Origin of the sequence: Thalassobacillus devorans (assembly GCF_011761345.1) — a bacterium.
Lineage (GTDB): Bacteria > Bacillota > Bacilli > Bacillales > Halobacillaceae > Thalassobacillus > Thalassobacillus devorans.
In genome coordinates this window covers 1-13668 of sequence record NZ_JAASRY010000005.1, presented here as the reverse complement: position 1 = coordinate 13668, position 13668 = coordinate 1, and the positions used below count along the sequence as shown (strand labels likewise).

The 13668-nt window shown below is 44.4% G+C and carries 14 protein-coding genes, 2 tRNA genes and 2 rRNA genes; 5 read left to right on the top strand and 13 right to left on the bottom strand.

Going from position 1 to position 13668, the window contains the following annotated elements; all coding sequences use genetic code 11:
* Positions 1-58 precede the first annotated feature (58 nt).
* Genes FHS45_RS15315 through FHS45_RS15305 form a run of 3 tightly spaced genes read left to right on the top strand, consistent with a single transcriptional unit; the run spans position 59 to position 1569 of the window.
* On the top strand, positions 59-778 hold the full coding sequence (locus tag FHS45_RS15315) for a type II CAAX endopeptidase family protein (protein ID WP_062440526.1): 720 nt from the start codon (positions 59-61) through the stop codon (positions 776-778).
* Complete coding sequence (locus FHS45_RS15310) at positions 775-975, top strand: YdiK family protein (RefSeq protein WP_062440529.1); 201 nt, start codon at positions 775-777, stop codon at positions 973-975. Before FHS45_RS15315 ends, FHS45_RS15310 begins: the two co-directional genes overlap by 4 nt.
* Positions 976-1032: 57 nt before the next feature.
* On the top strand, positions 1033-1569 hold the full coding sequence (locus FHS45_RS15305) for a GNAT family N-acetyltransferase (protein ID WP_062440533.1): 537 nt from the start codon (positions 1033-1035) through the stop codon (positions 1567-1569).
* 38 nt (positions 1570-1607) lie between these two features.
* Here the strand turns inward: FHS45_RS15305 and FHS45_RS15300 are convergent, their stop codons facing one another.
* From FHS45_RS15300 to moaC, 3 genes are all read right to left on the bottom strand, one after another.
* The gene (locus FHS45_RS15300) at positions 1608-3026 is read right to left on the bottom strand and encodes an MDR family MFS transporter (RefSeq protein ID WP_062440537.1); all 1419 of its coding nucleotides are present in this window, start codon (positions 3024-3026) and stop codon (positions 1608-1610) included.
* Between the two features lie 295 nt (positions 3027-3321).
* A complete protein-coding gene (locus FHS45_RS15295; RefSeq protein WP_062440540.1) occupies positions 3322-3981 on the bottom strand; it encodes a redox-sensing transcriptional repressor Rex in 660 nt (219 codons plus the stop codon).
* 5 nt (positions 3982-3986) lie between these two features.
* Positions 3987-4481: a cyclic pyranopterin monophosphate synthase MoaC gene (gene moaC, locus FHS45_RS15290; RefSeq protein ID WP_062440543.1), complete on the bottom strand. Its 495-nt coding sequence runs from the start codon at positions 4479-4481 to the stop codon at positions 3987-3989.
* A gap of 164 nt (positions 4482-4645) precedes the next feature.
* On the opposite strand from moaC, the gene FHS45_RS15285 reads away from it, so the two are divergent.
* Positions 4646-6577 carry an ABC-F family ATP-binding cassette domain-containing protein gene (locus tag FHS45_RS15285; protein ID WP_062440546.1) on the top strand — a complete coding sequence of 644 codons (1932 nt, stop codon included), beginning with the start codon at positions 4646-4648 and terminating at the stop codon, positions 6575-6577.
* Between the two features lie 247 nt (positions 6578-6824).
* On the opposite strand, the gene FHS45_RS15280 is transcribed toward FHS45_RS15285, so the two are convergent.
* The gene (locus FHS45_RS15280; protein ID WP_062440549.1) at positions 6825-7334 is read right to left on the bottom strand and encodes a hypothetical protein; all 510 of its coding nucleotides are present in this window, start codon (positions 7332-7334) and stop codon (positions 6825-6827) included.
* 333 nt (positions 7335-7667) lie between these two features.
* Between FHS45_RS15280 and FHS45_RS15275 the strand changes: the two genes are divergently transcribed.
* Positions 7668-8738 (top strand): NAD(P)H-dependent flavin oxidoreductase, encoded by a 1071-nt coding sequence (locus FHS45_RS15275; protein WP_062440552.1) that lies wholly within the window; start codon positions 7668-7670, stop codon positions 8736-8738.
* Positions 8739-9200: 462 nt separating this feature from the next.
* Here the strand turns inward: FHS45_RS15275 and tsaD are convergent, their stop codons facing one another.
* The 9 genes from tsaD to FHS45_RS15230 all read right to left on the bottom strand — a co-directional run.
* Positions 9201-10241: a tRNA (adenosine(37)-N6)-threonylcarbamoyltransferase complex transferase subunit TsaD gene (tsaD, locus tag FHS45_RS15270; protein ID WP_062440554.1), complete on the bottom strand. Its 1041-nt coding sequence runs from the start codon at positions 10239-10241 to the stop codon at positions 9201-9203.
* The gene (rimI, locus tag FHS45_RS15265) at positions 10228-10686 is read right to left on the bottom strand and encodes a ribosomal protein S18-alanine N-acetyltransferase (protein ID WP_062440557.1); all 459 of its coding nucleotides are present in this window, start codon (positions 10684-10686) and stop codon (positions 10228-10230) included. Before rimI ends, tsaD begins: the two co-directional genes overlap by 14 nt.
* Positions 10687-11373, bottom strand: a complete 687-nt coding sequence (gene tsaB, locus FHS45_RS15260) for a tRNA (adenosine(37)-N6)-threonylcarbamoyltransferase complex dimerization subunit type 1 TsaB (protein ID WP_062440561.1) — start codon at positions 11371-11373, stop codon at positions 10687-10689.
* Complete coding sequence (gene tsaE / locus FHS45_RS15255) at positions 11370-11825, bottom strand: tRNA (adenosine(37)-N6)-threonylcarbamoyltransferase complex ATPase subunit type 1 TsaE (protein ID WP_371872050.1); 456 nt, start codon at positions 11823-11825, stop codon at positions 11370-11372. The genes tsaB and tsaE overlap by 4 nt, the downstream gene beginning before the upstream one ends.
* A 5-nt stretch (positions 11826-11830) precedes the next feature.
* The gene (gene thiL, locus FHS45_RS15250) at positions 11831-12814 is read right to left on the bottom strand and encodes a thiamine-phosphate kinase (RefSeq protein WP_062440568.1); all 984 of its coding nucleotides are present in this window, start codon (positions 12812-12814) and stop codon (positions 11831-11833) included.
* Between the two features lie 196 nt (positions 12815-13010).
* Positions 13011-13087 (bottom strand) — tRNA-Asp (locus tag FHS45_RS15245).
* A 121-nt stretch (positions 13088-13208) separates the two neighbouring features.
* Positions 13209-13285, bottom strand: a tRNA-Met gene (locus tag FHS45_RS15240).
* 50 nt (positions 13286-13335) lie between these two features.
* Positions 13336-13449 (bottom strand): 5S ribosomal RNA (rrf, locus tag FHS45_RS15235).
* Between the two features lie 122 nt (positions 13450-13571).
* A 23S ribosomal RNA gene (locus FHS45_RS15230) occupies positions 13572-13668 on the bottom strand; the annotation flags it as partial.

Here is a 13668-nt window from a genome sequence, read left to right as displayed (position 1 = left end):
TAAACTATGTTAAAATACGGAGAGTGATTGAAATTGTACGTAAAGGAGTCGTTCGATTTTGCCAAATAGATATTGGTATATTATCGCTATATATATTGCAGCACAATTATCATCCATCGTTGGCGTACCGTTCCTGATGGCAGTTGGCCTCGAGAAAGGCATAGCGATTACAAGCTGGGCAGTGTTCAGCTTTTTTATCGCCACTTTAATCATTCTATTTTTATTGAAGCCTGATATGAAACAAGCTTCCATGCAGCGGGAACGTTCAAGTGCAGGAAACATAGCGTTATGGTCGTTCCTTGGGGTATTCCTTGCTTATTTCGCTCAAATGATTGCGATTTTAATTGAAACATTTGTCTTTGGCATCAAGCCAGGATCTGAAAATACGCAAGACCTGATGGAGTTCGCCCGCATGTCACCGGTATTTATCATCGTCATGGTCTTATTTGCACCGATTTTAGAGGAAATCATTTTCCGTAAAATCATCTTCGGTACGATTTATAAACGGACGAACTTTATTGTGGCAGTGCTCGTATCAGCAGTGGCATTCGCCGCTTCCCACTTCGATTTCACGCATATGGTAGTATACACGGCAATGGGGATCGTCTTCGCATACCTTTATGTAAAAACGAAAAGCATCATTACCCCGATCATTGCCCATATGGCAATGAATACCGTTGTAGTCGTTGGACAATACAGCCTGTCGGAAGAAGATTTCAAACGGATGCAGGACCAATTTGACCAGCTACAAACCATTTTTGGAGGCTTCTTACTATGAGAACATCACCGCTATTCATGGCCTTCCTTTATTTTATAATGGGAGTGGTGTTTACCTATATAGCGGCACAAAGTGTCGATGATACGATATGGAATTTCATTACGATCTTTCTGGCTATCCTGGCCACTTTTGATTTTGCCGTTTCGATCCGTTTATTCAATCTGCACATCAGGCTGAAAAACTCAAATAAGAAATAACACACGAGGCCTGTTTTTTTAACAGGCTTCTTTTTGTTTAGAGGGGGATACATAACGATGAAAACTTTATTACAAGGAAAACGTGTAAGACTGACGCAGGTGACCAAGGACGACTTGGAGGCGATAGCAGACTGGTATCACAATTCTCATTTCTCCCGAATGTTTGACGCATTGCCTGCAGCCCCGAGAACGATGGACCAGCTGGAATCATGGCTGAATGAGTCCAATGAGTCAAACAACCAATACACCTTCGCGATTCGGAATGAAAGCAATGAATTTGTCGGATATGTGGAATTAGAAAGCATCTTATGGATTCATCGGAACGGCTGGGTCAGCATTGCCATCGGAGATGAAGAACATCAGGGAAAGGGTTACGGCATGGAGGCGATGCAATTACTGATCGATTTCGCCTTTTATGAATGCAACCTCCACCGCCTGCAGTTGACGGTATTCTCCTATAACCTGCCTGCGATTTCCATGTACGAAAAACTTGGCTTCCAAAAAGAAGGCACCCACCGGGAATTTCTCCTTCGTGACGGACAAGCCTTCGATATGCACCTGTATGGATTGCTAGACCATGAATGGATCAAATAAAAAATGCCTCTGCTCAGCTCTTCGGCTGAGTCGAGGCGTTAATTGGTTTCCTGGCTTTCCTTTTTATCACTTTCGACACCTTTTAAGATGAAAGAAAACGGAATCGCAATGATCAATATGACTGCGGAAACTAGAAAAGCTTCATTAAGGGTCTGCAAGGTTGCTGCCTGCATATCCAAATCGGGCGAGGTGGCAATCGCTGCACGTCTTACTTCATAATAAATAGAGAAGAAAACGATCCCTAACGAAGACGATATCTGCCGTAAGATATTATTCATCGCAGAACCCTGTGCTACGAGATATTCCGGAATTGCGTTCATACCGGATGTCGTGGCAGGCATGTTCCCCATCCCCATACCAAGACCTCGTATCGTATTCAATAATAAGATCCACCAATATGGCGTATCCAGGCTCAGAAAACTTAAACCCAGAGTTGCTACTGCCATGATGGCAAGACCGGGTGGAACGACGAATTTCGGCCCCTTTTTATCGAGCAGCCTTCCGCCAATCGTCATGAATAATCCACTGGCCGCTGCAGCCGGCAGGAACAGAAGTCCTGTTTTGATTTCCCCTAACCCATAAACATTTTGAATTAATAATGGCAATAAGAAAATACCAGAGAACAGACCGATCGATGCCGCCGATGTGACAAGGATGGATACCGAATACGTTGGTACCTTGAATACAGAGAGGTTCAACAATGGCTGTTCCTGGCGGTTTTCATAAAAAACGAACGCTGCTAACGTCAGGATACCTCCGATGATTAGAACCATACTCACAGGAGACAGCAGTAATTCCAGCGTCCTCCCTCTTCCGAGTGCATAAAGGATGGCCCCGATCCCTGTGGTGACAATCACAAAGCCGCCTGCATCGAACTTCAGATCAGGCTTTGTCTCGGTCGGCTTCAAATACTTGCTCGATAACAATATGCCAAGCAACCCGAACGGAATGTTGAATAAAAACAGCCACTGCCAGGCGAAGAACTCGATGATAACGCCACCGATCGTCGGGCCGATGGCTGGAGCGACCATGACAGAGATTCCGTAGATACCGACAGCCAGCCCCCGTTCATCCCTAGGAAAAGCATTGAAAATCAGTGCCATTGCGATCGGCATCATGAGACCGCCTGCCATCCCCTGGATCGCACGAGAAGCAATAATCATACCTAACGAAGGAGCCAGCGAACCGGCAATTGAACCGATAATGAAAACACTGAGACCTATCAAATATACTTTCTTTTTGCCGAACCGGTCTCCGAAATACCCGGTGAGAGGCATCGTCATCCCCATGGAAACCATAAAAATCGTCAGCATCCAGCCGACATCAACTGCGTTAGCATCAAAAATTTCCATGAATCGGGGAAGCGTCGGATTCAGCATGCTGTTATTCAATATGACCGTGAAAGTTCCAAACAATACCGAAACGACAACCAGCCACTTGGATGGCAACTTGTCCATTCTGCTCCCCCCATTCTATCTATTTCGAAACACGAACTATTATCTACTATACCATAGTAACCAAGCCACTTCCCTCAACTTGCCCATCCCTTGATATACACCTTCACACCAAACTTTAAACTAGAAAGCATAGGTAAGAAGGTTCCATATTTACATTTTGTAAAAGGTGAGGGGGAAACAGCGAGACTCCAGTGGGAATAGAATGACTGGCAAGACCCCACAGGGCGGTAGCCCGAGGAGGCTAAGGGATTGGAACCAAGTAACCAAAAAAGGACGACCATGATGGTCACCCTTTTTATTCTTCTTGTTCTTCTCCGGCTTCAAGTGGATAATGTTTCAGGAAATACACCAGCGCCTGAAGCTCGATCGACAAATCGATATGGTGGACCCGGATATGTTCCGGCACCGTAATCCTGGCCGGGGTGAAATTCAGGATCCCGGAAACACCAGAGTGGACAAGCCGATCCGTTATGCCCTGGGCTGCTGCAGACGGAACAGTGAGTATCGCCGCAGTGATATCCCCTTTTACGATATCTTCAAGTTTATCGATATGTTTCACAGGAACTCCGCCAATTTCGGTTCCCACTTTCTCCGGATTGGAATCGAATGCATACTCGATTTTAGTATTATTGTTCTTCATGAAATTATAATGTAAAAACGCGGTACCAAGATTACCGACACCAATCAAGGCTACTTTCGTAATTTCATCCTGATCAAGCGTTTTTCTGAAAAAGGAAAGCAAGTATTCGACATTATAGCCATAGCCTTTTTTACCAAGGGCTCCAAAATAAGAAAAGTCGCGGCGGATGGTAGCAGAATCAACTTTTACCGCCTCACTTAGCTCTTTCGAAGATACACGCAGTTTCCCCTGGCTGTGTAGATTATTAATGAATCGATAATATAATGGCAGCCGCTTCGCTGTCGCTTGTGGTATTTTATGTTGCTCGATATCCATTTCTTTCACTCCTTGCTTTCTCTATAGAAGTCCCCGCTTTTCCCGCCTTTTTTCTCCATCAAATAAGTAGGTCCAATGACCATTCCTTTATCAACGGCTTTGCACATATCATAAACGGTAAGTGCAGTCGCTGAAGCTGCCGTGAGCGCTTCCATTTCTACACCGGTACTTCCCTTTGTTTTGACAGAAGCATCGATCATCAATTGGTAGGTATCTTCCCCTTCTTGCTTCCATTCGAAATTGACGTCGACACCCTTCAGCTGTAATGGGTGGCACATCGGTATCCAGTCGGGAGTCTTTTTGGCTGCCATGATTCCGGCAACCTGAGCAACCGACAGCACGTCCCCTTTGGAGATCTCTTTATTGGTGATCTTCTGATATATTTCCTGGTTGACCTGGACACTGGAAACAGCAGTGGCTGTTCGTGTGGTGACATCCTTCTCCGAGATATCGACCATTCGTGCCCTTCCCTGCTCATTGAAATGAGTGAACTCTGTCAAAGTAAAGCCTCCCTTGAAGCAGAAATTCTATTATGTGTATTTACATTACTTGTATTTTACCAAAAATGCAAAAGATAGTCGTTAAGTTTTTCACAATCTGCCATCATGCTTCTTGCCTGCCAGCTTTGATGTGAGATACACTTGACTCATTGAGGTGAACAAACATGATTCTAATGCAGATGAACCAGATTGAAAAACGATTCGGTGCTGAACTCATTCTATCGAATATTAAAATAGAAGTACAAACGAATGACCGGATTGCCATTGTCGGTCGTAACGGCGCAGGGAAGTCTACCCTGTTGAAAATCATGGCAGGAGAGATGGCCCATGACGGCGGGGAAAAGTTTCAGCCAAAGGACGTTTCCATTGGCTACCTGGCCCAGAACACTGGCCTTGAATCCGACCGGACGATCTGGGATGAAATGGAGAAAGTCTTCAGCCACCTGAAGAAACTGGAAAGCGAGCTTCGTTCCATGGAAAGCCAGATGGCGGACCCAGACCTGATGGCAAACGAAAAAGAATACCAGCAACTATTGAAGGAATACGACAGTAAGCAGGAAACATTCAAAATGGAAGGCGGCTATCATTATGAAGCCGACATCAAAGCCGTACTGAACGGTCTTAACTTCCATGATTTCGACCTTGCTACCCCGATCAATACGTTGAGTGGCGGGCAAAAAACGCGGCTCGCGCTCGGGAAGCTGTTGCTTTCCAAACCGGATGTCCTGATTTTGGACGAGCCGACCAACCATCTGGACATTGATACACTCAGCTGGCTGGAAAACTACCTTCAGGGTTATCAGGGGGCAGTCGTCATCGTTTCCCACGATCGGTACTTCCTCGATAAAATTGTGAAGACTGTCTATGAAATCGCCTTTCAATCTTCCAGGAAATATCACGGAAACTATAGTGATTATTTGAAAAAGAAAGAGGCCGATTTCGAGCTGGAAATGAAACAATACGAAAAGCAGCAGGCTGAAATCAAACGGATGGAGGAATTCATCCAAAAAAATATAGTCCGGGCTACAACCAGCAAACGAGCGCAAAGCAGAAGAAAGCAACTGGAAAAAATGGACCGTGTCGATAAGCCGAAAGATGAGAATCAATCGGCCAAGTTCTCTTTCCGGGTTTCCAGACAAAGTGGCAATGACGTCCTCCGCCTGCGTGATCTTGCTTTCCGTTATCCAGATAGTGAAACAAACGTGTTCGAAAACGTCAACCTGGATGTTAATCGCGGGGACAGCATCGCACTTGTCGGTCCGAACGGAGTCGGCAAAACCACCCTGCTCAAGACCATCATCGACGACTTAAAAGCCAGCCAGGGAACGATTCAAATCGGAACCAATGTCCAGGTCGGTTATTATGACCAGGAACAGACAAAGCTGCATTCTACAAAAACTGTGCTCAATGAACTTTGGGATGATTATACGATGAAAAATGAAAAAGACATCCGCACCATTCTCGGAAACTTCCTGTTTAGCGGCGAGGATGTGCTGAAGCCTGTTTCGTCTTTGAGTGGCGGCGAAAAAGCCCGGCTGTCCCTGGCTAAGCTGATGATGCAGGAAGCGAACCTGTTGATTCTCGATGAGCCTACCAACCACCTGGATCTCGACAGCAAAGAAGTATTAGAAGCGGCATTGGTGGACTTCCCAGGCACGATTCTTTTCGTATCCCACGACCGTTATTTCATTAATAAAATCGCGACACAGATTTTTGAAATGACCCCTGGGGAATCTCGTATGTTCCTCGGTGATTACGATTATTATATAGGAAAAAAACAGGAAGAATATGAACTGGAACAGCTGGAAAGCCAAGATCGCCAACAGGAAACCAGCACGTCACCGGACACGAAGACGAGCTTCCATCAGGATAAAGCCCAGAAACGGGAAGCCCGTAAACGCCAGCGGCGAATCGAAGAAATCGAAACGGAAATCGCAGAAATCGAAGCAGCCATCGAAACCAACGATGAACTATTATGTGATCCGGACATTTACCAGGATCATGAAAAATCACTGGAATTAACTTCCGAAAACGAACAACTGAACGACAAGCTGGAGCGTTTAATGGAAGAATGGGAAGAACTTCATACTGAATGATTAAAAGAACTTGGCTTATCTCCAAGTCCTTATAGCTAAAACTCATATAAAGTATATAAAAAACTTTGCTACTTTTTGTAGCAAAGTTTTTTAGTTGAATAAACGAATGAGCAGTCTCGGGAGGAATGTTAGGCCCTTCCATATAAGACCTATAATAAAATATTCACGAATTTCATTACCGAACGCTTTGCTAAAACTCTTTATCTTATCCCTTTTCCCTCGCTCTTTTGCCATTTTATCCCCCTCTTTATGTAACGATGGGATGAATGAATTCAAAATAAATTCCCGTTCCCCCAATTACGACAGGAATGAGGAAACAAAGAACCAAAATGAATGCCAATACACGACTTTCCTCTACAAGGTCTTGCCAAGCCATTTTCATCTTTCTCGGGAATTGTTTCAACTGCTTCTTTACATTGATATCAGCAATCAGTAAGTCATAGCTGACCTTTTTAAACCGAAATGTTCCTCTCCGCCGATATCGATGCTTACCTTTACTATTAAAATAAAAAATGGATCCGAAAACAACCGCTATAACCGGAAAATTCATAAGGACGCTCTCCACTTCACCCATATCTATTATCAGGAGTCCAATCATGACAGCAGCTACTCCTGCACCACTTAATAATCCATAAATGACCCGGGCAATCTTTAAGCCAGTCCCCTTCCTGACTAACGCCCTTGTGAATTTAAGGGAAGTATAGACACTGAGAGCCATTCCAATAAACAGCAGCAGACCAATCCATACATCGGGCATTTGAGACCCTCCTACAATGCAGAATTTCATTTCATCCGAGTGTAACATATTATCAACTTGGTGAAAGTTGATATGACAAAAATAATAAAATTCCCTCAGAAAGGCGACTCAACTTCCTACCTCCTATGGTAAGCTGGAAGTATAGGAGTATAGGAAATGCTTAGGTATCTTTAGTGCTAATGTGCCGGTCATAACTTTGAATGACCGCATCATTGGCTGTGAAATCGTATTCGATTGTGATATCAAAAACCCTCAAATCTTAAGCAGTGAAGAAAAAAGCTAGAATATGAAAATGCAGCTAAGAAAGCTACCCTTTACTAGGAGGATGATTGGATGTGGCAGCACAATGAAGTGACCTCCCTGCTTAATATTAAGTTCCCTATCATACAAGCAGGCATGGCGGGAGGCGTCACTACTCCGGAACTGGTCGCCGCAGTATCTAATGCCGGCGGGTTAGGAACGATTGGAGCCGGCTATATGACTGCAGACGCTTTACAGACAGCTATACGGGAAACAAAAAAACGGACAGATAAGCCGTTCAGCGTCAACGTATTCGTACCGGAGGAAAGCACAGGATCTGAAGCAGATATCTCGTTCGCCAATGCACTGTTGCAGCCTTTTCATGAAAAATTACAAATAGAACCAACTCAGGAAGTATCGCATTCCTCCTCTACATTCCAAAAGCAGCTGGACGTTATTGTAGAAGAAAAAGTTCCGGTTTGCAGTTTTACTTTTGGAGTACCATCCGAAAAGGTGATTAGTCGTTTAAAATCCCATCAGATTCGCCTGATAGGTACGGCAACTACGGTTAAAGAAGCAATCATCAATGGAGATGCCGGAATCGACCTTGTCGTCGCGCAAGGGAGTGAAGCCGGCGGTCACCGCGGAACATTCGCTGCTTCGTTTGAACAGGGAGCGGTCGGTATCATGTCACTTGTTCAAAGAATGGCAGCCCGTATATCTATTCCAGTTATTGCCGCCGGCGGTATTATGGACGCGCGTGGCTTTGTCGCTGTAAATAAGCTTGGCGCAAAAGGTGTACAAATGGGTACCGCTTTCCTGACCTCTCCAGAAAGTGGCGCAAAACCGCTTCATAAACAAGCGATCCTCAAAAGTGACGGAGATGATACAGTGCTCACCCGCTCGTTCAGCGGAAAACCCGCCCGAGGAATTGAAAATGACTTCGTTCGCCAGATGCGACAGCAGGAGCACCAGCTGCCTCCTTATCCCATCATGAACACGTTAACGAAACAACTGCGGAAAGCAGCCGCTGAACAAAACAAACCCGATTACATGTCCCTCTGGGCAGGACAGAATGCCTCCCTCAGCCGTGAACTGCCTGCAGGCCAGTTAATACGACAAATGGTAAAGGAAGTCAAAGAGCTTTCCTTAGATTATTTTTAAAAAAGCAAAAAAGTGTTTTTGGTACAAGTGATTGCATTGATCATTCTTTGTCCATTAACACTCTGTAATGACAATAAAAAAGAACAATAACTAAGCATGAAGGACTGTTGCTAAGACAGTCCTTCTTTTATGCATCCTATGAATCCAATAGCTAACAGCATCCACATAGTTATTCACAGTCAAACAGCTATTTTATTACTTTTGCACAGGTTTATACACATTATCCACAAGAAGGTTCGCATTTATCCACTTTTTCCACAGATAATATGAACACTTAAAATTAAGTCTTTAATAATGATTATCCACAGTATATTTATGCATCTGTGTATAATCCCATGCTTCCCCCAATGACTTATACACACTGTTAAAACCTTGGTTTGAACCTAATGAATATTTTATCCTTTACCAAAGGTGAAGATTATTAAATTACAAATAAAAAAACTCCCTGTTTTAGGGAGTTTTTTAACGATGCTTTATAGATCTGCTCGCATAACGCTCCAGGCTTAACGATGGATTGGCGTTTAAATCCCATCCGGCACGATGACCCTGTTGATAAGCAACAGCACCTGCAGCTGCAATCATTGCCGCATTATCTGTGCACAGTTTTAATGGAGGAATTAACAATTCGATCTCTTCCCCTTCGAACTTGTCCGCCAAAGCCTTACGCAGCCCCTGATTAGCAGCTACTCCTCCAGCTACAATCACCTGCTTAACCTGATGCTCCTTGGCAGCCTGATATGTTTTTGTGGATAACACATCAACTACACTCGCCTGGAAGCTTGCTGCTACATTTTTGTCTTCCAAAGTGTCACCTTTTTGTTTCGCGTTGTGCAGCTTGTTGATAACTGCGGATTTCAATCCACTGAAGCTGAAGTCATAAGACCCCTCTTCGAGCCAGGCTCGCGGGAAATCAATCGTTTCGTCGCCCTCTTGAGCAAGCTTATCGATATGGGGACCGCCCGGATAAGGCAGCTTCAACGTTCTGGCTACTTTATCATAGGCCTCCCCGGCAGCATCATCCCTGGTCTCTCCAATTACTTCAAAAGAACCATGTTCCTTCATCAGAATCAATTCCGTATGTCCGCCCGAGACGACTAATGATAATAAAGGGAATTCAAATTCTTTTTCCAGCCGGTTGGCATAAATATGTCCGGCAATATGATGGACCCCCACCAATGGCTTATTTTTAGCAAAAGCGAGGGCTTTAGCCGTATTCACACCGACAAGCAATGCACCAACCAGTCCAGGCCCTTCCGTTACAGCAATGGCATCGATATCATCAATCACCATTCCTGCCTGGGACAATGTTTCTTCCAATGTAATTGTAATCTGCTCGATATGGTGGCGGGATGCTATTTCCGGCACAACTCCGCCGAAGCGTTTATGACTTTCTATTTGTGAAGCTACAACGTTAGCCGCTAGCTCCCTTCCATTTTTCACAATTGCTGCAGCTGTTTCATCACAACTCGTTTCGATCGCTAGTATATAATTATCTTTCGTCATGAAAATTCACCCACATCACTAATGCGTCCTCTCCATTATCCGTATAATATTGCTTGCGAATCCCACCAGGAACCAACCCGAATTTCCGGTACATGTGCTGTGCTCCTGTATTAGATACACGCACTTCCAGGGAGAGCATGATAGCCCCCTTCTCGACAGCTTGTTCGATGACATGGCCAAACAGCAAAGCTCCATAACCTTTCCCCCGATGGCTTGGAAGAATAGCGATATTGGTAATATGGGCTTCATCAATGATCATCCATAATCCGCAATAGCCAAAAATACGGTTTTCGTCTTCAATTACATAATAAACAGCGAAATTATTCTGTTCGACTTCCCCGACAAAAGCTTCTCGCTTCCAGGGGATTGCGAAGGAAGCATGCTCGATTTCCATCACTTCATCAATATCGTCGACAGTCATTTCCCTGACCGTTACGTTGTCCATTTATTTCTTCTCCTGCTGTTCCAGCCATTTAGCTTCAGCTTCTACCAGTCTTAAATAATTAGGAACGAGACCATGCAAAGATTCGGCTTCCTTGTTCTCCCCTGCCAGAGCTAAAGCACTTGGGCGAGGGGCATGACATGCTTGCGGAGGGATAATCGCCTGATCACCTAATATTTCTTCAATAGCTTCACGGTGTAACTCAACATCCTGACTTAAAAATAAAATCGGTTCTTCCCTTTCCTTCAATTCTTCCAGCCATTCTGCCATCAGCATATTGGTTTCATCTTTCAAAAGCTTCATATCCTGATCGTATAAGCCAGTGTAAACTAAGCCTCTTCTGGCATCAAAGAAAGGACAGATGCTGCCATTAAAATACATCCCCTGATAAGCTAATACTTCCAGGCTTGAAACACCTATAACAGGGATATTCAATGCCCATCCCATTGATTTTGCTGTAGTAAGACCAATCCGTACACCTGTATAGGAACCCGGTCCTTTGGCAACAACGATTCTATCCAAATCGGAAGGAGTCACTCCTGTTTCCTTCATCAATTGAGCGATGGCCGGCATCAATCTAACAGAATGGTTTTTCTTTATATTTGTAATCAACTCACCGGCTGTTTCTCCATTTTTAACAACAGCCACTCCCAAGATTTGATTAGATGTATCTATAGCTAATACGTTCATAAAAATAGCTCCTCGCATATCTTTTCCAAATGAGGATCCTCTGTTTTCCCTTCAATGAAACGTGCCCGTTCATCCAGATAAATGATAGTAAGATCCAGTCTTCTCTTCGGTAAAAAATCCTGAATGAACTGTGCCCATTCCACCACCGTAACTCCTTCTCCATCAAAATACTCCTCGAAACCGATATCCTCTTCGCTGTCTTCCAGGCGATAGACATCAATGTGATAGAGGGGAATACGACCTTCATACTCTTTCACAATCGTAAACGTCGGGCTGCTGATCGTCCGCTTGACTCCAAGCCCCTCTCCCAGGCCTTTAGTGAAAGTTGTTTTTCCAGCGCCTAGATCACCTTCAAGAGTCAAAACGTCACCGGCCTGTAAACGCTCGCCAAGCCGTCTGGCTAGTTCCTTTGTCTGCGCCTCGGAAGTTGACGTGATTTTAAAAGATTTCACCCTCATCACCTATCCTGTCGTAAATGTGTATAGCCCGATTTCGTTAATCGTGACTTTTCATTTTCTTCATATAAAAACACAACCGGTTCCGTAGCTTTTTTTTCGGACACCGAACCAATTTTCGTTACACGTGTGGAGGACGCTTCAGCAGCCTGTTGTACAGCCTCCCAGTCTTTTTCCGGGACAGCTCCGAGCAGCTCGAAGTCTTCTCCTCCTGATAACATCCATGGTTTACATACTTCCTTTTCCAGCCCGTTCATATATTCTACTCTCGGCAAATCCTCATACTTGATATGTAGATCAACACCGGAAGCTGCAGCAATTTCATTTGACTCGCTGGCAATACCATCGCTGATATCATTTAAAGCGACACGCTTCAGTGACTGCAGCTGAAGAGCAAACGCTACACGAGGATCCGGTTGTCTGTGCCGGCTAATAAAATAGTCAGCAACAGCCTCATCGAAATGATGTTTGCCTAATAAATATTCCAGTCCGGCTTGTGCATCCCCCAATGTGCCAGTCACAAACAAGACATCCCCTGGCTTGGCCAAACTGCGATACCTGCTTTTATCAGGTGGTACAAGACCAAATACCGAAACAGAAACCACCAGCTCTTTTCCTGAAACCGTATCGCCACCAATCAGATCCATCCTGTATTGCTTTGCGAGCTCCTTCATACCTGAATAAATTTCATCAATTTCCTCTACAGACCAATCCTCCGGAATCACAATAGATACCATATAAAAAGCAGGGGCTGCCCCCATAGCAGCTAAATCACTGATATTGACCGCGAGAGCACGATAGCCCACATCGAACGGCGCCATGGTATCCCGTGAGAAATGTACATCTTCTACCAGTGTATCCACAGCGGTTATAATATCCTGGTTATTCGCCCGAAAAACTGCTGCATCATCACCGATGCCCTTCAACACGGAGGGCTGAAAATAAACATCCTGCTTGATGGAATCGATGAAAGAAAATTCATCCATAGATGGTGAGCCTCCTACGTTCGTAAAAAGATAAGTTCATTATATCAATAACTTGTCCAAAGATAAAAAAATGCATAACAATTACAAATGCGGAAGTCCCCACTACATATTTGTTAGCATTAAAAATATTTCTATTAAATGAAGACACAACAAAAGCCTTAGGGTTTACCTAAGGCTTATCATATCGAATTTATAATGGCGGTCCGGACGGGACTCGAACCCGCGACCTCCTGCGTGACAGGCAGGCATTCTAACCAACTGAACTACCGGACCAAAACTAACCTATATGTAAATGATAATCGACGTTGTTAGTGAAAATAAATTGGTTGCACTTTTCAGTACACGATTTTCAACTAGCTAAGAAGATTACTCGACGTAGGAAGTTGAAATAATTTGGTTGCGGGGGCAAGATTTGAACTTGCGACCTTCGGGTTATGAGCCCGACGAGCTACCAGACTGCTCCACCCCGCGATAATGTAAATGCATTTCTTCCTGCACTTACGATAAGTATAAAATTGACAGCCTAGCAGCGTCCTACTCTCACGGGGATAAACCCGACTACCATCGGCGCTGGAGAACTTAACTGCTGTGTTCGGCATGGGAACAGGTGTGACCTCTCCGCCATCGCCACTAGACCTTTAATATTAGCGACAAGATTAATTATATTAACTTTTCGCTAAAAAATCAAGAGTTTTTTTAGTAAACCCTCAAAACTAGATAAGCAACATTCAACCACGTACGTCATTCACGAATTTATGAAGTTAAGTCCTCGATCGATTAGTATCCGTCAGCTCCACGTGTCACCACGCTTCCACCTCGGACCTATCTACCTCATCGTCTCTGAGGGATCTTAC

What these genes read in the sequence shown, in the direction of transcription:
- FHS45_RS15310 (WP_062440529.1), top strand. Translation starts at nt 775, where the DNA reads ATGAGAACATCACCGCTATTCATGGCCTTCCTTTATTTTATAATGGGA.
- FHS45_RS15305 (WP_062440533.1), top strand. Translation starts at nt 1,033, where the DNA reads ATGAAAACTTTATTACAAGGAAAACGTGTAAGACTGACGCAGGTGACC.
- FHS45_RS15300 (WP_062440537.1), bottom strand. Translation starts at nt 3,026, where the DNA reads ATGGACAAGTTGCCATCCAAGTGGCTGGTTGTCGTTTCGGTATTGTTT.
- FHS45_RS15295 (WP_062440540.1), bottom strand. Translation starts at nt 3,981, where the DNA reads ATGGATATCGAGCAACATAAAATACCACAAGCGACAGCGAAGCGGCTG.
- FHS45_RS15285 (WP_062440546.1), top strand. Translation starts at nt 4,646, where the DNA reads ATGATTCTAATGCAGATGAACCAGATTGAAAAACGATTCGGTGCTGAA.
- FHS45_RS15280 (WP_062440549.1), bottom strand. Translation starts at nt 7,334, where the DNA reads ATGCCCGATGTATGGATTGGTCTGCTGCTGTTTATTGGAATGGCTCTC.
- FHS45_RS15275 (WP_062440552.1), top strand. Translation starts at nt 7,668, where the DNA reads ATGTGGCAGCACAATGAAGTGACCTCCCTGCTTAATATTAAGTTCCCT.
- tsaD (WP_062440554.1), bottom strand. Translation starts at nt 10,241, where the DNA reads ATGACGAAAGATAATTATATACTAGCGATCGAAACGAGTTGTGATGAA.
- rimI (WP_062440557.1), bottom strand. Translation starts at nt 10,686, where the DNA reads ATGGACAACGTAACGGTCAGGGAAATGACTGTCGACGATATTGATGAA.
- tsaB (WP_062440561.1), bottom strand. Translation starts at nt 11,373, where the DNA reads ATGAACGTATTAGCTATAGATACATCTAATCAAATCTTGGGAGTGGCT.
- thiL (WP_062440568.1), bottom strand. Translation starts at nt 12,814, where the DNA reads ATGGATGAATTTTCTTTCATCGATTCCATCAAGCAGGATGTTTATTTT.